This is a genomic window from Pseudomonas sp. 5Vm1k, assembly GCF_056161485.1.
In genome coordinates this window covers 243957-260356 of record NZ_JBSPCZ010000007.1, presented here as the reverse complement: position 1 = coordinate 260356, position 16400 = coordinate 243957, and the positions used below count along the sequence as shown (strand labels likewise).

The following is a 16400-nucleotide window of genomic DNA, read 5'->3' as shown; positions in this document are numbered from 1 at the left end:
TGACATGCTCAAGCAAGCCCTGGCGCAAAACGGCCTGATCGCGATCCTGCGCGGCCTGCGTCCTACAGAGGCGGCGGCCATCGGCAACGTCCTGTATGCCGCCGGATTTCGCGTCATCGAAGTGCCGCTTAATTCCCCGGAACCGTACGAAAGTATCCGCATCCTGCGCAGTACCTTGCCCGCCGATTGCTTGATCGGTGCGGGCACGGTGTTGACACCGGAACAGGTCGAGCAGGTGAAAGCGGCGGGCGGCCAAGTGATCGTCATGCCCCATAGCGATCCCAAGGTTCTGCGTGCAGCGAAAGCGGCGGGGTTGTTCCTGTCGCCGGGCGTGGCGACGCCGACCGAAGCCTTTGCTGCATTGGCCGAAGGCGCCGACGTGTTGAAGATGTTCCCCGCCGAACAGATGGGGCCAGCGGTTGTGAAAGCCTGGCTCGCAGTCCTGCCGACCGGGACCATTCTGGCGCCAGTTGGCGGGATCACCCCGGACAACATGCAGGTGTTTATCGACGCGGGCGTCAAAGGTTTCGGCCTGGGTTCCGGGTTGTTCAAGCCGGGCATGACGCCTGATCAAGTGGCCGCCAATGCCAAGGCCTACGTCGCTGGATGGAACGCTCTGCGTTAAGACTTTTTTGGCGCCGAGCGCGTTACATCTAATAAGAGCTGCACTTATAAAAAGAGAGCTGAAGATGAAAATCACCAAACTCACCACCTTCATCGTCCCGCCGCGCTGGTGCTTCCTCAAGATTGAAACCGACGAGGGCGTGACCGGTTGGGGCGAGCCTGTAGTCGAAGGTCGCGCTCACACCGTTGCCGCAGCTGTCGAGGAATTGTCCGACTACCTGATCGGCAAAGACCCACGCAACATTGAAGACATCTGGACCGTGCTCTATCGCGGCGGCTTCTACCGGGGCGGCGCGATCCACATGAGCGCACTCGCGGGCATCGACCAGGCGTTGTGGGACATCAAGGGCAAGGCCCTGGGTGTATCGGTCAGCGATTTGCTCGGCGGCCAGGTGCGGGACAAGATTCGCGTGTATTCGTGGATCGGTGGCGACCGTCCGGCCGACACCGCGCGTGCGGCGAAAGAAGCGGTGGAGCGTGGTTTCACTGCGGTGAAAATGAACGGCACCGAAGAACTGCAATTCCTCGATTCCTTCGAAAAAGTCGACCTGGCCCTGGCCAACGTCGCCGCCGTGCGTGACGCGGTTGGTCCGAACGTCGGCATCGGCGTCGACTTCCATGGCCGGGTGCACAAGCCTATGGCCAAGGTGCTGATGAAGGAACTCGACCCGTACAAACTGATGTTCATCGAAGAGCCGGTGCTCAGTGAAAACTACGAAGCGCTGAAGGAACTGGCGCCGCTGACCAGCACCCCGATTGCCTTGGGCGAGCGGTTGTTCTCGCGCTGGGATTTCAAGCGCGTGCTCAGCGAAGGTTACGTTGACATCATCCAGCCCGATGCCTCCCACGCCGGCGGCATCACCGAAACCCGCAAGATCGCCAACATGGCCGAAGCCTACGACGTGGCGCTGGCGCTGCATTGCCCGCTGGGTCCGATTGCCTTGGCCGCTTGCCTGCAACTCGACGCGGTTTGTTACAACGCGTTCATCCAGGAACAGAGCCTGGGCATCCACTACAACGAGAGCAACGACCTGCTGGATTACGTCAAGGATCCGCGGGTGTTCGACTACGACAAAGGCTTCGTGAAAATCCCGAATGGCCCGGGCTTGGGGATCGAGATCAACGAGGAATACGTGATCGAACGCGCGGCAGTCGGCCACCGCTGGCGCAACCCGATCTGGCGCCATGCCGATGGCAGTTTCGCCGAGTGGTGAGTACTCCCTGACCCAACACCCATCCCCCTGTGGGAGCGGGCTTGCTCGCGAAAGCGGTCGATCATTCAGCATTGATGTCGACTGACACACCGCATTCGCGAGCAAGCCCGCTCCCACAAGGGGACTGCGCAAGTCCTTAGATTCGCCCTCAATAAACATAAGAAGAGGCACTCCCCATGCAACCGCAAACCCTCACCGGGCAGGCGTCGTTGGTGACGCCCAGCCGCAAGCGTTTTTTCATCATGGTGCTGCTGTTTATCACCGTGGTGATCAACTACCTGGACCGCAGCAACCTGTCGATCGCCGCCCCGGCGCTGACCAGCGAATTGGGGATCGACCCGATCCATGTCGGGCTGATTTTCTCCGCTTTCGGTTGGACCTACGCTGCCATGCAGATCCCCGGCGGCTGGCTGGTGGATCGTGTGCCGCCGAGAATTCTCTACAGCGTCGCGCTGCTGCTGTGGTCGCTGGCCACGGTGATGCTCGGTTTCGCCGGCAGCTTCATCGCGCTGTTCGTGCTGCGGATGGCGGTCGGTGCGCTGGAAGCCCCGGCCTATCCGATCAACAGTCGCGTGGTCACCACTTGGTTTCCGGAACGCGAACGCGCCACGGCCATCGGTTTCTACACCTCCGGGCAGTTTGTCGGGCTCGCATTCCTGACGCCGGTACTGGCTTGGCTGCAGCATGAGTTTGGCTGGCACATGGTGTTTGTCAGCACCGGTGTCGTCGGCATTATCTGGGCGGTGATCTGGTACGCGGTGTATCGCGAGCCACGGGATTTCAAGGGTGCCAACGACGCGGAAATCGACCTGATCCGCGAGGGCGGCGGGCTGGTGGATATCCAGGCTGAACAAGCCAAAGTCAAAGCCAAATTCAGCTGGACCGACCTCGGCATTGTGTTGAGCAAACGCAAACTCTGGGGCATTTACCTCGGCCAGTTCTGCCTCAACTCGACGTTGTGGTTTTTCCTGACATGGTTCCCGACCTACCTGGTGAAATATCGCGGCATGGACTTCATCAAGTCTGGCCTGCTGGCGTCGCTGCCGTTTCTCGCCGCGTTTGTGGGTGTGCTGTGCTCCGGGTTCTTTTCGGACTTTTTGATCCGTCGCGGCTACACCGTCGGTTTCGCTCGCAAGCTGCCGATCATTGGCGGTCTGCTGATTTCCACCTCGATCATCGGCGCCAACTTCGTCGAATCGACACCGTTGGTAATTGCCTTCCTCGCGCTGGCGTTCTTCGGTAACGGCCTGGCCTCGATCACCTGGTCACTGGTCTCGACCCTGGCCCCGGCACGGCTGCTCGGGTTGACCGGCGGGGTGTTCAACTTCATCGGCAACCTGTCGGCGATTACCACGCCGATCGTGATAGGTTTCCTCGCCACTGGTGATTCGTTTGCCCCGGCGATTACCTACATCGCGGTTCTTGCGTTGATTGGTGCGCTTTCCTACGTGCTGCTGGTCGGCAAGGTCGAGCGTATCAAGTTGTAGTCGTAGCCGTCGGGCGACCATAATGCCGCCCGTTCCCTCGCTCAACGGTAAAGGCTGGATATGCAGGAAGACGCCCCAAAAATCGCCAAGGACGCCGCGCCGACCGGCACCCAGACACTGCTTCGTGGTCTGGGTGTGGTTCAGGCCGTGGCCAGTGGCGCCCGCGATCTCAAGGAAATTGCCCGGCTGATCGGCACCACACGCAGCACCACCCATCGCCTGGCCAGTTGCCTGGTAGATGAGCGTTACCTGCGTGTCGTGCCGCAAGTCGGCTACTTGCTGGGGCCGAAGCTGATCGAACTGGGCTTCCAGGCGCGGGAAGAGTTGCCGCTGGTGACGTTGGCAGGTCCGTATCTGGATGAGTTGTCGGCGTTGACTGGCGACACCATTCACTTGGCGATTCGCGAAGGCGACGAGGTGTTGTACCTGCACAAGAATCCGGGGCGCAATGGCCCGGAAATGCGTTCGCGGGTAGGCCATCGTATGCCGTTGGCGCGCACCGGGATCGGCAAGGCGCTGATGCTCGATGACACGCAAGAAGACTGGAAACGGCTGTACGAAGTCAGCCTTCCGGCCGGTGGGAAAAATCAGTTCTGGCCGCAGCACCCGGAGCAATCCTGGGAGCAGTTTCAGCAGCGCATGGTCGAGTATGTGGCGGGGGGCTACGCGTTCGATCTGGAAGACAACGAACCGTCGATTCGCTGTGTGGCGGCGCCGATCCGCGATGCCAGCAAACGCATCGTCGCCGGCATCAGCATCGCCAGCACCGTGCCATACATGCCGCTGGAAAAAATGGCCGAGCTGATTCCCCTGATCAAAGGGGTCACGGCCCGGCTCTCGGCGGAGCTTGGTTTGAAAGTCTGAGGCGCTAAAGTCTGATCAGACTTTCAATGTCGCCATGTCGATCACGAAGCGGTACTTCACATCACCGGCAATCATGCGGGTGAACGCTTCGTTGATCTGATGGATGTTGAGCATTTCGATGTCGCAGGTGATGTTGTGCTCGGCGCAGAAATCCAGCACTTCCTGGGTTTCGGCAACGCCACCGATCAGCGAACCGGCCAGCACGCGACGGCCCAATACCAGTTTGGCTGCATGGACCGGCGGATCGATCGGTTCGATCAAACCCACCAGAATGTGCACGCCGTCGAAACGCAGGGTATCGAGGTAGGGATTGAGGTCGTGCTGCACCGGAATGGTGTCCAGCAGGAAGTCGAAATGTCCGGCGGCAGCCTTCATTTGTTCGGCATCGGTGGACACGATCACGTGGTCCGCACCTTGGCGACGACCTTCTTCAGCCTTGCTCGCCGAGCGGGTGAACAACGTCACTTCCGCGCCCATGGCCTTGGCGAACTTGATGCCCATGTGGCCCAGGCCACCCATGCCGAGAATCCCGACCTTGTCCCCAGCCTTCACGCCGTAATGCTTGAGCGGCGAGTAGGTGGTGATGCCGGCACAGAGGATCGGTGCGGCGCTGGCCAGGTCGAGTGATTCCGGGATGCGCACCACGAAATGCTCGCTGACCACGATGCTGTCCGAGTAGCCGCCCATGGTGTTGCTACCATCGACCCGGTCCGGGGTGGCGTAGGTCATGGTCGGACCTTCGAGGCAATATTGCTCGAGGTCGGCCTGGCAGGCTTCGCAGCTGCGGCACGAATCGACCATGCAGCCGACGCCGACCAGATCACCAATTTTGTGTTTGGTGACGTTCGTACCAACAGCGGTAACTTTGCCGACGATCTCGTGGCCGGGCATCAGTGGATAAACGGCGATGCCCCACTCGTTACGGGCCTGGTGGATGTCGGAATGGCAGACGCCGCAGTAGAGAATATCGATCGCGACGTCGTCGGCCCGAGGGCTGCGACGTTCGAATTTCACGGAGGCGAGGGGAGTGGTGGCCGACTGGGCGGCGTATCCGATAGCGGTGTACATGAGGAACCTCGCAAAAGCAGTGACAGATGAGATGCGCCATTTTGGGCGTCGCACCTGGGTGCGGCCATGGTGATTCCTCCGGGTGTCATGCCTAATCCTCCGGCATGTGCCTCGGATTGGTCGCATTGGCCGTCAGACCTGCGATGATGTTTTCATCCCGATTTCTACGAAGTTTTCGCCATGCTGTTGACTCGTCATCTAGATGCCAATGCCACGTTGGTTTCACTGCTCCAGCCACTGACCACTCGCGATGGTTTTGCCCCCACGGCATTGCCGGGCGTGCAGGTATTGCGCGCCAGTTGCGATGTGGCCCGTGGTCCGCAGATCTATGAACCGAGCCTGGTCATCATCGTTCAGGGCAGCAAGTTGGCGTACCTGGGACCACGTACCCTGGAGTACGGCGCCGGGCATTACCTGATTCAGGCGTTGCCGGTGCCGTTCGAGTGCGAAACCTTTGCCGCGCCAGAAGGGCCGATGCTGGGTATTTCCATTGCCATCGATCGGGTATTACTCGGCGAATTGGTGTTGGCCATGGGGCTGGTGTCGGGGCGCAGTATTGCGGCGCAGACGCTTGAGTCCATGACCTCCACCGTGCTTGATGACGGCATGCGTGGTTGCGTGGAGCGGTTGTTACGCTGTCTGCACGATCCGCTGGAATGCCAGATCATGGGCCCGGCGCGTTTGCGTGAGTTGTTGTTCGTGGCATTGCGTGGTCCGCAGGCCGATGTGTTGCGGGCACTGGTGGAGCAGCAGGGGCAATTCGCGCGGATTGCCGCTTCGCTTAACCATCTGCACGGGCATTTCACCGAGCCGTTGAATGTCGAGACGCTGGCCGGTTGCGCGAACATGAGCGCATCGACCTTTCATGAGCATTTCAAGCGCAGCACGTTGTTGTCGCCGGTGCAGTATTTGAAGCGTTTGCGGTTGCTCAAGGCGCAGCAATTGTTGCTGGGTGAAGGATTGGGTGTGGCGCAGGTGGCGCATCGAGTGGGGTACCAGAGCACGTCGCAGTTCAGTCGCGAATATAAGCGCTACTTTGAGCGTAGTCCGGGGGATGAACGCGCTGCATGAACCACCGCAAATCCCCCTGTGGGAGCGGGCTTGCTCGCGAATGCGGTGTGTCAGTCGATTTAAAGGGTGACTGATACACCGCTTTCGCGAGCAAGCCCGCTCCCACATTTGTTTTGTGTTGCTGCTTGAATCCCGCGCAACAAAAAGGCCCCCGTTTCGGGAGCCTTGATGTTCAAGCGTTCGGCTTACATGTTCGGGTAAGTCGGGCCGCCGGAGCCTTCTGGCGCCACCCAGGTGATGTTCTGTGCAGGGTCCTTGATGTCGCAGGTCTTGCAGTGAACACAGTTCTGGGCGTTGATCTGGAAGCGCTTCTCGCCGTCTTCCTTGGTCACCACTTCGTACACGCCGGCCGGGCAGTAGCGTTGGGCAGGCTCATCGTACAGCGGCAGGTTCTTGCTGATCGGGATGCTCGGGTCGGTCAGCTTCAGGTGGCACGGCTGTTCTTCTTCGTGGTTGGTACCGGAGATGAACACCGAGCTGAGTTTGTCGAAGCTGAGCTTGCCGTCCGGTTTCGGGTAGTCGATCTTCTTGCAGTCCGCCGCGAGCTTCAGGCACGCGTAATCCGGCTTGGTGTCGTGCAGGGTGAACGGCAGTTTGCCGCCGAAGATGTTCTGGTCGAGCCAGTTGAAACCACCGCCAACGATAGCGCCGAACTTGTGGATCGCCGGACCGAAGTTGCGGCTGGCGAACAGTTCGTCGTAGAGCCAGCTCTTCTTGAAGGCGTCGACGTAAGAAGTCAGTTCTTCGGTGCCATCTTTCTCGGCGAACAGCGCCTCGGCCACGGATTCAGCCGCGAGCATGCCGGACTTCATCGCGGTGTGGCTGCCTTTGATCTTGGCGAAGTTCAGGGTACCGAGGTCGCAACCAATCAGCGCGCCGCCCTTGAAGACCATTTTCGGCAACGAATTCAGGCCGCCCTTGCAGATCGCGCGAGCGCCGTAGCTGATGCGCTTGCCGCCTTCCAGGTACTGCTTGAGCACCGGGTGATGCTTGAGGCGCTGGAATTCGTCGAACGGCGACAAGTAGGTGTTGCTGTAGGAAAGATCGACGATCAGACCGACGACCACCTGATTATTTTCCAGGTGATAGAGGAACGAGCCGCCGGTGTTTTCGGTGCCCATGATGTCCAGCGGCCAACCGGCGGTGTGGACCACCAGGCCTGGTTGATGCTTGGCCGGGTCGATTTCCCAGATTTCTTTCAGGCCAATGCCGTAGTGCTGAGCGTCGGCATCGCTGTCGAGGTTGAAGCGCTTGATCAACTGCTTGCCGATGTGGCCACGGCAACCTTCGGCGAACAGCGTGTACTTGCCACGCAGTTCCATGCCCGGGGTGTACAGGCCTTCCTTCGGATGGCCTTCGCGGTCAACGCCCAGATCGCCGGTGATGATCCCGCGGACTACGCCGTTCTCGTCGAACAGCGCTTCCTGGGCGGCGAAGCCCGGGTAGATTTCCACGCCCAGGTTCTCAGCCTGCTGGGCGAGCCAGCGGCACAGGTTGCCTAGGGAGATGATGTAGTTGCCTTCGTTGTGCATGGTCTTGGGCACAAAGAGGTCTGGGATTTTCTGCGCGCTGTCGGCGTTCTTGAGAACGAAGATGTCATCGCGAGTGACCGGCGTGTTCAGCGGGGCGCCGAGTTCTTTCCAGTCCGGGAACAATTCGTTCAGGGCGCGTGGTTCGAACACGGCACCGGAGAGGATGTGAGCACCGACTTCGGAGCCTTTTTCGACCACGCAGACGCTGATTTCCTTACCGGCTTCAGCAGCCTTCTGCTTCAAGCGGCAGGCGGCGGAAAGACCAGCGGGGCCGGCACCGACGATGACCACGTCGAATTCCATGTATTCGCGTTCCACAGGTTATCTCCTACTCAAGGCTCAACAGTTTTTTTTCTAATTGGAGGTTTGGTGTCGCATCCATGAATTCCGGCGCAATGCCGGAAGAGGACAATCGATGAACCACCTTTCTCTCTGGGTGGCGCATTATATCTACACCACTCCTAGCGTCCAATACAAACGTTTGTTTGAATTGGCTCCAGGCCAGAGAAATCAAAGTAACGCGGCTTATGACTGGCCATTTTGCCGTATTGACCGGAATAGGCGTTCCGGTCAAGATACGGGCGGTTTTGCGCTCGCCGTAGGCTGACTGTTGGTTTCAAGAGCACCTCTAAAGACAGGGCGATGGCAGTACAAGGTGATGCGCAGCGAGGATTCGGCGCGCAGTTTACACGCCGCGGTAATGAATGACTCATCAGTCACCACTGACGAACGGTCATTAATTTACGCGCGAGTGTCACCCCGTTCAGATGCCAGCGTTTTTAGAGGTGCCCTTGCGCCCACGAGCATCAACCGCCAGGTTCGCCTAGGCGACTTTCTTTTCACCGGAGAGTAACGAGGAATCCATGAAGGTTCTTGTAGCTGTCAAACGCGTTGTGGATTACAACGTCAAGGTTCGCGTCAAGGCGGACAATTCCGGCGTCGACCTCGCTAACGTGAAGATGTCGATGAACCCATTCTGCGAAATCGCCGTGGAAGAAGCCGTACGCCTGAAAGAGAAAGGCGTTGCGACTGAAATCGTCGTCGTTTCCGTTGGCCCGTCCACCGCTCAAGAGCAACTGCGCACCGCGCTGGCTCTGGGTGCCGACCGCGCCATCCTCGTCGAATCCGCTGAAGATCTGACGTCCCTGGCGGTTGCCAAACTGTTGAAAGCCGTTGTCGACAAGGAACAGCCTCAGCTGGTGATCCTCGGCAAACAAGCCATCGACAGCGACAACAACCAGACCGGCCAGATGCTCGCGGCATTGAGCGGCTACGGTCAGGGCACCTTCGCTTCGAAAGTCGAAGTGTCCGGCGACAGCGTTGCCGTGACCCGCGAAATCGACGGCGGCGCGCAGACAGTTTCCCTGAAACTGCCAGCCATCGTCACCACCGACCTGCGTTTGAACGAGCCGCGCTACGCGTCCCTGCCAAACATCATGAAAGCCAAGAAGAAGCCTCTCGAAGTGCTGACTCCGGACGCTTTGGGCGTTTCCACCGCCTCCACCAACAAGACCGTGAAAGTCGAAGCGCCTGCTGCACGCAGCGCGGGTATCAAGGTCAAGTCGGTGGCTGAACTGGTCGAGAAACTGAAAAACGAAGCGAAGGTAATCTAAATGACTATCTTGGTTATTGCTGAACACGACAACAAAGTGCTGGCCCCGGCCACGCTGAACACCGTCGCTGCTGCCGCCAAAATCGGCGGTGACATCCACGTTCTGGTCGCAGGTCAAGGCGCTGGCGCCGTGGCTGAAGCCGCTGCGAAAATTGCTGGCGTGGCGAAAGTGCTGGTGGCCGACAACGCCGCCTACGCTCACCAGTTGCCGGAAAACGTTGCTCCGCTGGTCGCAGAGTTGGGCAAGGGCTACAGCCACATCCTGGCTGCCGCTACTTCCAACGGCAAAAACATCCTGCCGCGCGTTGCCGCGACCCTGGACGTTGACCAGATCTCCGAGATCATCTCGGTGGAAAGCGCTGACACCTTCAAGCGCCCGATCTACGCCGGTAACGCCATCGCCACTGTTCAGTCGAACGCTGCGGTCAAAGTGATCACCGTGCGTGCCACCGGTTTCGACCCGGTTGCTGCTGAAGGTGGTTCCGCTGCCGTTGAAGCGGTTGCTGCTGCCCACGACGCGGGTACTTCGAGCTTCGTCGGCGAAGAACTGGCCAAGTCCGATCGTCCGGAACTGACCGCTGCCAAGATCGTCGTTTCCGGCGGCCGCGGCATGCAGAACGGCGACAACTTCAAACACCTGTACGCCCTGGCCGACAAGCTGGGCGCTGCTGTCGGCGCTTCCCGCGCGGCGGTCGACGCAGGTTTCGTACCCAACGACATGCAGGTCGGTCAGACCGGCAAGATCGTTGCTCCACAGCTGTACATCGCGGTCGGTATCTCCGGCGCGATCCAGCACCTGGCCGGCATGAAAGACTCCAAAGTGATCGTTGCGATCAACAAGGACGAAGAAGCGCCGATCTTCCAGGTGGCCGATTACGGCCTGGTGGCGGATCTGTTCGAAGCAATCCCTGAGTTCGAGAAGCTGGTCTAATCCAGCGGCTTAAACTATAAAGAGCCCGGCCTTTTGGCCGGGCTTTTTTTTGTTCTTCTGTAGGCGCTGGTAGGAGCTGTGTAGGAGCTGTCGAGTGAAACGAGGCTGCGATCTTTTCAGGTCCACTTGAGTCTCAAGCGAAAGATCAAAAGATCGCAGCCTCGTTTCACTCGACAGCTCCTACACAAATCAAGCGATTTAACTGGATTTGAGTGGAGAGTATTGCCATGGATCTGCATCGCGTGTCTGGCTGGTCAATGCTGCTGGGCCTGACGTTGTTGTCAGGGCTCGCAAACGCTGCGGGCAAGTGCGAACGCCTGGTGGTCACCGGCAGTCCGGATGCACCGCCATACCTGTGGCAAGACCCGCAAAACCCCAAGCACCTGATCGGCGCCAGCGCCGACTTGTTGCAGCAAGTGGCGGGGGAGTTGGGCATCAAGATCGACATGCTGTATGCCGGCAAACGCGCCCAGGCCCTGGACGAAGTGCGCAGCGGGCGCATGGACATGCTGGCGGACGCGCCGTTGACGCTCAGCGAGCTGGAAACCCTGGATTACATCCACCCGCCGCTGCTGGAAAACGACTACCTGGTCTGGACCCGCAAGGGCTCGACGCTGACCTACAGCGAAGCCAAAGACCTGCACGGACACTCCGGCGCCGTGTCGGAAAAGGCTCGATTGACCCGCGAATTCGGCACTTTCGCCGAGCAGCAATTGACCCTTCTCCGTACACCAAACCTGACCCAGGCCCTTCAGAAATTGCTGCTGGGCGAGGTGGAATATGTACTCGCCGGACGCTACTCGGGCATGGCGGCCGCGCAGGCATTGGGCATGGCCAATGACTTGCAGGCGTTCCCGCAACCTGTCGACAGGCCCGGCCTGTTCCTCGCGATTTCCCATAACTCCGCCTGCAACGATCCGTGGTTGCGCGGACAGCTGGCCAAAAAGATGACAGAATTGCCCGCGTCCGGACTGACGGAAGCTGTGCTGCAACGCAATATCGAGCGCTGGAAAGCGCAACAGCAACAACCGCAGCAGCAACCCGCCAGTACCCCAAAACAGTAGGGATTTTTAGTGAGTATTCGACCTCTTTTCGCTGCCCTGGCCGTTCTGGCTCTGGCGGGTTGTGCAGCCGATCCGGCGCCGAATGAACAAATTCGCCTGACCGAGCAGGCACTTGAACAAGCCAAAGCCGTTGGCGCCACCGCTGATGAAGTGCCAGAACTGAAACTGGCCGAAGACAAGTTCGCGCGCGCCCAGGGCGACATGACCGACCAATCCTACAAGCACGCACGTATGCGCGCCGAACAGGCCGAACTGGACGCGCGTCTGGCAGAAGCCCGGGTCCTGACCCTCAAGAGCCAAGAGCAGTTGAACTTACTCAATACCCGCATCGCTCGCCTGCGCAAGCAACTGGGAGATGCCCAATGAGCCTCAAATCCAAAGCACTCGGCGGTTTGATTCTCGCTGGTTGCGCCAGCCTGTATGGTTGCGCGGGTCAGCACAGCGAAGCCGCGTTGCAAGAAGCCAGCGCCGACTTCCAGAAGGTCAAGGAAGACTCCAGCGTGTTGCGCATCGCGCCCAAGGACGTGATCCGTGCCGGTGAATCCCTGGCCCGTGCCGATCGTTTGTCCAGCTACTGGGGCAGCGGTTCGGATGTGGTGCATTACGCGTATCTGAGTCAGCGCTACAGCGAAATTGCCCGCGAACACACCAATCAGGTACTCAACGAGGAGCAGGCGGCGAAACTCGAACTGGAACGCCAGCGTCTGCAACTGGCCCTGCGCGAATCCAAGCTGCTCAGCGTGCAGCAACAGGGCAAGTGGCTTGAAGAGCAGATCGTCGCACTGGCCACTACCCAGACTGACCGTGGCCTGGTGATGACTCTGGGTGACGTGTTGTTCGATACCGGCGAAGCAGAGTTGAAGAACTCGGCGAACCGCGTGGTGCTGAAGATCGTCCAGTTCCTGCAGCTCAATCCCAAGCGTGTGGTGCGGATCGAGGGTTATACCGACAGCACCGGCGGCAAGCAGGACAACCTCAAACTGTCCCGCGACCGTGCACAATCGGTGGCAGATGTGCTGATGGACCTGGGCATCGACGATAAACGCATTCAGGTCGAAGGGTATGGCGATGAATACCCGGTGGACGTGAACGCGACCGAGCGCGGTCGCGCGCAGAATCGTCGGGTGGAAATTGTGTTCTCCGACGAAAAAGGCCAGCTCGGCGCCGCCCGCTAACGGGGGCGCCAGTACTCCTGTAGGAGCTGTCGAGAGAAACGAGGCTGCGATCTTTTGATCTATCGCTTGAGACTCAAGTGGGCCTGAAAAGATCGCAGCCTCGTTTCACTCGTCAGCTCCTACGGTTTGTGGGGTTGATACGATTTATCCGGTTCATAAAACCCGGCCTGCCCGTCAGCGTCGGGTTTTTTTACGCCTGTTAATTGGTTCGCAAAGCAGTACAGATTTTGCTGACACTGCACTGTACGGTCGACTATTGTGGCAACTGTCCCCGTACACTTCTAAACTGTTCCGGTATTGTTTCACACAAGAATAAAATGCCCGTGAAATCGAGTGCTGCGTCATGACCAATCTCTTGCTCTACCAACGTATTGCTCAGCAACTGGCCGAGGACATCCGTCGCGGTGTTTATCAACCGGGGGAGCGCGTGCCTTCGGTGCGCAAGATGAGCTCGCAGCTCAATGTCAGCCATGCAACCGTGTTGCAGGCTTACGCCAATCTTGAGGATCAGGGCCTGATCCGGGCCCGGCCGCAGTCCGGCTATTACGTACACCAGACCCCGGCCCTGACGGCGCCGACACCGGACATTGCCCGGGTCGAACGGCCCGGTCTGGTCACTCGCAGCAGCATCATCCAACAAGTCCTGGTCGAATCCCGCCGCGAGGGCGTTTTCCCGCTGGGCGCGGCAGTGCCGAGCGTCGATTATTTGCCGGTCCGGGCCCTGCATCAGCAGTTGGCTAAAGTCACTCGATTCCATAGCCCGCGGGCGTTCAGCTACATGTTCAGCCCGGGTTTTGAACCGTTGCGCCGTCAGGTGGCGATTCGCATGCGCGATGCCGGCGTGGTGGTCGATCCGTCCGAAGTGGTGATCACCCACGGCTGCGTCGATGCCTTGCAGATGTCGCTTCGGGTATTGACCCGGCCGGGCGACCTGATCGCCGCAGAGTCGCCGACGTATTACGGTTTGCTGCAACTGGCCGACTTGCTCGGCCTCAAAGTCATCGAAATCCCCAGCGACCCCGCGACCGGCATGAGCCTGGAAGCCCTGCAACTGGCCGCTAACCAATGGTCGATCAAGGCGTTGGTGTTGACCACCCGCCTGAGTAATCCACTGGGTGGCACCATGCCCGAAGAACGCCAGAAGCAACTGCTGCGCCTGGCTTCGGATTTTGATATCCAGATCGTCGAAGATGATATCTACGGCGAGTTGATGTTCGAGCAAGGGCGCACCAAAGCGTTGAAGGCTTATGATCGGCTGGATCGAGTGATCTATTGCTCAAGCTTCTCCAAAACCTTGTCGCCAGGAGTGCGGATCGGCTGGATGATCGCCGGCAAGTACCAGCAGGAGATCCAGCGTCTACAGACATTCAGCACCCATTCGGCGTGCAGCGTCACGCAAATGGGGATTGCTGCTTACCTGGAAAACGGCGGCTACGACCGGCATTTGCGCTACATCCGTCAGGAGTACCGCAAAAACCTCAGCGCCTTCCAGTTGGCGGTGCAGCAGTACTTCCCCGAAGGCACGCAGATGAGCCGGCCAACCGGTGGCTTCATTTTGTGGGTCAGTCTGCCGGGGCGGGTCAACACCCAGGAATTGCATGTGCGGGCCTTGCAGCAAGGTATCAGCATCGCGCCGGGGCTGATTTTCAGTAACACCGAGCAATTCAATCATTGCATCCGACTGAACTGTGGCACGCCCTGGAACCGTGAGGCCGAACGTGCACTGATGACGCTCGGGCTGTTGGCGACCCAACTCTGTCAGGAGACTGCCAGCGGATTTTGATCACGCGGGCAGATCATCTGCTGCCCGCGCTTGTCATGTTGCTTGCAACAAGCGAGCATATGGCCCTCTGCCGTTCGCTTCGTTGGTTCCATGAAACCGATTTTTTCTGCCGCTTGGCTGTCGATCTGTCTGTTGCTGACTGCTTTACCGGAAGGTGTCATGGCGGCTGCCACCCAGGAAACGCCGGGAGCCAGCACCACCACAGCCACGCCGAAAAAACCGGTTGCGAGCAAAAAAGCGGCTCCGGTAAAAAAGCAGGCCGCGCCGGTAAAAAAACGTCCACCCATTGCCTCAAAGTCCAAGCCGGCCAGTGAAGTGGTAAAAACCACCCAATTGCCGCCCGCCAATCTCGACTTGAGCCTGCCTCAACACATGGTCGACGAACTCAAGCCCGTCGGTACTGTGCCGTTGCCCAGGCACGATGGAGTGTTGCCGCAAATGTTTGGCGACAAGACCAGTCAGTTCCAGCTTAACGGTCGCCTGATCAGTAATGAAATGAAGCTGCAACTGCGCAACGAAGAGCGTCGAGAAGTCGAAGGCGCGGCGCTGGAATTCGAGTTCAAGCAATAAATCATTCCCATCTGTGAGCCGCGAGCCAGACGCTTCGTCGGAGACTGGTCAGTCACGTTCGCTTGAACGCAAAAACTGCGGTGCAGGTAATTTTAAACAGTCGTTTTAGCGGTTACTCTGTGCCTCGTCCCTTTTACACATCACCCGTCGCGAGGAGCTTGTCGTCATGAAATGCCGTGAAGGCTGTGGCGCTTGTTGTATTGCCCCCTCCATCAGTTCACCGATTCCCGGCATGCCAGATGGCAAAGCCGCCGGAGAACGTTGCGTACAACTTTCTGTCGAAAACCTGTGCAACATTTTCGGCCGGGCAGAACGTCCGGCAGTCTGTTCGGCCTTCGAGGCCGATATCGAGGTCTGCGGAAATAGCAGTGAAGAAGCCATCCGGCTGCTTGGCTGGTGGGAGCAAATGACGGCGGCGTGATGTGCTCAAACGAACGGAACTTCAACAATAAGGAATAAGACTATGGGTTCGCTGCATCGTATTGCTGTGCTGTGTGGTTTGACGGTTGCGCTGGCCACCACGGCCGCTCAGGCTGAAGACTGGAAAGTCGCCAAAAACGAAGAGGGCATCAAGGTGTCCTTGAGTGAAGTGGCCGGTTCCGATTACAAGGCCTATCAGGGCGTCACCCTGATGAAGACGACCGTCGCCAAATTGCGCGCACTTCAGGAAGACGTGGCGGGAGCCTGTTCCTGGATTCACGAGTGCAAAGCCCAGAAGTTGCTCAAGCACGAAGGCGCTGACAGCTGGACTTACACCCAATTCAATACCCCATGGCCCGTCACCCCGCGCGATTCGGTGTTGCACGTCACCACCGTCGAAGGCGCCGATGGCAGCCTGACCCGAAAACTCGAAGGCGTGCCGAAGTACATTCCTGAAGAGAAAGGCTTTGTTCGGGTCGCCAAGGTCGATGGCTTCTGGAAGTTCGTACCCAAGGGTGATCAGGTCGAAGTGACCTATCAGGTGCACACCGAGCCAGGTGGCAGCGTGCCGTCGATGATCGCCAACAAGTTCGTGGTCGATGCGCCGTTCAATACCTTGAAGGCCCTGAAAGAACGCGCCGAGAAGTAACCGCGCCGCTCTTTCGACAACGCCCCGACTTGTTCGGGGCGTTTTTCTTTGAGGAAAGCATAAACACAAACCCTGTGGGAGCGGGCTTGCTCGCGAATGCGGTTAATCATTCAACATTGATATCGACTGACACTCCGCCTTCGCGAGCAAGCCCGCTCCCACAGGTCTGTGCTCTATCAGATCAGGGTTTTATTGTGTTTCCAGATATACGTTGCACGAAATTTTCACAAAGCCTCCAAGACAATCCTTTCGCGCAACTTTCCCCTCGATATTGCGTCAATGCCCTTGTTCCAGAGCGTTACCACGCAGAGTTGGGCACGCTGGACAGTAATCAAT

The 16400-nt window shown here is 58.9% G+C and carries 16 protein-coding genes; 14 read left to right on the top strand and 2 right to left on the bottom strand.

Going from position 1 to position 16400, the window contains the following annotated elements; genetic code table 11:
• The first annotated feature begins 4 nt into the window (after window positions 1–4).
• From ACWIKB_RS16430 to ACWIKB_RS16415, 4 genes are all read left to right on the top strand, one after another.
• Window positions 5–625: a 2-dehydro-3-deoxy-6-phosphogalactonate aldolase gene (locus ACWIKB_RS16430; RefSeq protein ID WP_475268149.1), complete on the top strand. Its 621-nt coding sequence runs from the start codon at window positions 5–7 to the stop codon at window positions 623–625.
• Between the two features lie 64 nt (window positions 626–689).
• Window positions 690–1838: a galactonate dehydratase gene (dgoD, locus tag ACWIKB_RS16425; RefSeq protein ID WP_090186690.1), complete on the top strand. Its 1149-nt coding sequence runs from the start codon at window positions 690–692 to the stop codon at window positions 1836–1838.
• A gap of 176 nt (window positions 1839–2014) precedes the next feature.
• Window positions 2015–3325, top strand: coding sequence for an MFS transporter (locus tag ACWIKB_RS16420; RefSeq protein ID WP_475268148.1), 1311 nt, complete (start codon window positions 2015–2017; stop codon window positions 3323–3325).
• A 60-nt stretch (window positions 3326–3385) separates the two neighbouring features.
• A complete protein-coding gene (locus tag ACWIKB_RS16415) occupies window positions 3386–4189 on the top strand; it encodes an IclR family transcriptional regulator (RefSeq protein WP_475268147.1) in 804 nt (267 codons plus the stop codon).
• Window positions 4190–4204: 15 nt separating this feature from the next.
• Here ACWIKB_RS16415 and ACWIKB_RS16410 read toward each other — a convergent pair whose 3' ends face one another.
• Complete coding sequence (locus ACWIKB_RS16410) at window positions 4205–5257, bottom strand: NAD(P)-dependent alcohol dehydrogenase (protein WP_475268146.1); 1053 nt, start codon at window positions 5255–5257, stop codon at window positions 4205–4207.
• A gap of 180 nt (window positions 5258–5437) precedes the next feature.
• Between ACWIKB_RS16410 and ACWIKB_RS16405 the strand changes: the two genes are divergently transcribed.
• Window positions 5438–6328: an AraC family transcriptional regulator gene (locus ACWIKB_RS16405; RefSeq protein ID WP_475268145.1), complete on the top strand. Its 891-nt coding sequence runs from the start codon at window positions 5438–5440 to the stop codon at window positions 6326–6328.
• A 185-nt stretch (window positions 6329–6513) separates the two neighbouring features.
• On the opposite strand, the gene ACWIKB_RS16400 is transcribed toward ACWIKB_RS16405, so the two are convergent.
• Entirely contained in the window at window positions 6514–8178 is a 1665-nt protein-coding gene (locus ACWIKB_RS16400) for an electron transfer flavoprotein-ubiquinone oxidoreductase (protein ID WP_475268144.1), read from the bottom strand.
• 545 nt (window positions 8179–8723) lie between these two features.
• On the opposite strand from ACWIKB_RS16400, the gene ACWIKB_RS16395 reads away from it, so the two are divergent.
• The 9 genes from ACWIKB_RS16395 to ACWIKB_RS16355 all read left to right on the top strand — a co-directional run bounded on the left by ACWIKB_RS16395 (window position 8724) and on the right by ACWIKB_RS16355 (window position 16064).
• Window positions 8724–9473: an electron transfer flavoprotein subunit beta/FixA family protein gene (locus ACWIKB_RS16395; RefSeq protein WP_017340080.1), complete on the top strand. Its 750-nt coding sequence runs from the start codon at window positions 8724–8726 to the stop codon at window positions 9471–9473.
• Entirely contained in the window at window positions 9474–10403 is a 930-nt protein-coding gene (locus tag ACWIKB_RS16390) for an electron transfer flavoprotein subunit alpha/FixB family protein (RefSeq protein WP_305425765.1), read from the top strand.
• Between the two features lie 227 nt (window positions 10404–10630).
• On the top strand, window positions 10631–11467 hold the full coding sequence (locus tag ACWIKB_RS16385; RefSeq protein WP_475268143.1) for a substrate-binding periplasmic protein: 837 nt from the start codon (window positions 10631–10633) through the stop codon (window positions 11465–11467).
• A gap of 9 nt (window positions 11468–11476) precedes the next feature.
• Window positions 11477–11833 carry a DUF4398 domain-containing protein gene (locus ACWIKB_RS16380; RefSeq protein WP_475268142.1) on the top strand — a complete coding sequence of 119 codons (357 nt, stop codon included), beginning with the start codon at window positions 11477–11479 and terminating at the stop codon, window positions 11831–11833.
• Complete coding sequence (locus ACWIKB_RS16375; RefSeq protein ID WP_475268140.1) at window positions 11830–12642, top strand: OmpA family protein; 813 nt, start codon at window positions 11830–11832, stop codon at window positions 12640–12642. The genes ACWIKB_RS16380 and ACWIKB_RS16375 overlap by 4 nt, the downstream gene beginning before the upstream one ends.
• A 343-nt stretch (window positions 12643–12985) precedes the next feature.
• Window positions 12986–14425 (top strand): aminotransferase-like domain-containing protein, encoded by a 1440-nt coding sequence (locus tag ACWIKB_RS16370; protein ID WP_054051847.1) that lies wholly within the window; start codon window positions 12986–12988, stop codon window positions 14423–14425.
• 90 nt (window positions 14426–14515) lie between these two features.
• Window positions 14516–14995 (top strand): translation initiation factor 2, encoded by a 480-nt coding sequence (locus ACWIKB_RS16365; protein ID WP_475268138.1) that lies wholly within the window; start codon window positions 14516–14518, stop codon window positions 14993–14995.
• Window positions 14996–15161: 166 nt separating this feature from the next.
• Window positions 15162–15416 carry a YkgJ family cysteine cluster protein gene (locus ACWIKB_RS16360; RefSeq protein ID WP_475268136.1) on the top strand — a complete coding sequence of 85 codons (255 nt, stop codon included), beginning with the start codon at window positions 15162–15164 and terminating at the stop codon, window positions 15414–15416.
• A 42-nt stretch (window positions 15417–15458) separates the two neighbouring features.
• Complete coding sequence (locus ACWIKB_RS16355) at window positions 15459–16064, top strand: START domain-containing protein (protein ID WP_475268134.1); 606 nt, start codon at window positions 15459–15461, stop codon at window positions 16062–16064.
• Window positions 16065–16400: the final 336 nt, after the last annotated feature.

Coding starts and splice junctions, on each gene's coding strand:
- ACWIKB_RS16430 (WP_475268149.1), top strand. CDS start 5: ATGCTCAAGCAAGCCCTGGCGCAAAACGGCCTGATCGCGATCCTGCGC.
- dgoD (WP_090186690.1), top strand. CDS start 690: ATGAAAATCACCAAACTCACCACCTTCATCGTCCCGCCGCGCTGGTGC.
- ACWIKB_RS16420 (WP_475268148.1), top strand. CDS start 2,015: ATGCAACCGCAAACCCTCACCGGGCAGGCGTCGTTGGTGACGCCCAGC.
- ACWIKB_RS16415 (WP_475268147.1), top strand. CDS start 3,386: ATGCAGGAAGACGCCCCAAAAATCGCCAAGGACGCCGCGCCGACCGGC.
- ACWIKB_RS16410 (WP_475268146.1), bottom strand. CDS start 5,257: ATGTACACCGCTATCGGATACGCCGCCCAGTCGGCCACCACTCCCCTC.
- ACWIKB_RS16405 (WP_475268145.1), top strand. CDS start 5,438: ATGCTGTTGACTCGTCATCTAGATGCCAATGCCACGTTGGTTTCACTG.
- ACWIKB_RS16395 (WP_017340080.1), top strand. CDS start 8,724: ATGAAGGTTCTTGTAGCTGTCAAACGCGTTGTGGATTACAACGTCAAG.
- ACWIKB_RS16390 (WP_305425765.1), top strand. CDS start 9,474: ATGACTATCTTGGTTATTGCTGAACACGACAACAAAGTGCTGGCCCCG.
- ACWIKB_RS16385 (WP_475268143.1), top strand. CDS start 10,631: ATGGATCTGCATCGCGTGTCTGGCTGGTCAATGCTGCTGGGCCTGACG.
- ACWIKB_RS16375 (WP_475268140.1), top strand. CDS start 11,830: ATGAGCCTCAAATCCAAAGCACTCGGCGGTTTGATTCTCGCTGGTTGC.
- ACWIKB_RS16370 (WP_054051847.1), top strand. CDS start 12,986: ATGACCAATCTCTTGCTCTACCAACGTATTGCTCAGCAACTGGCCGAG.
- ACWIKB_RS16365 (WP_475268138.1), top strand. CDS start 14,516: ATGAAACCGATTTTTTCTGCCGCTTGGCTGTCGATCTGTCTGTTGCTG.
- ACWIKB_RS16360 (WP_475268136.1), top strand. CDS start 15,162: ATGAAATGCCGTGAAGGCTGTGGCGCTTGTTGTATTGCCCCCTCCATC.
- ACWIKB_RS16355 (WP_475268134.1), top strand. CDS start 15,459: ATGGGTTCGCTGCATCGTATTGCTGTGCTGTGTGGTTTGACGGTTGCG.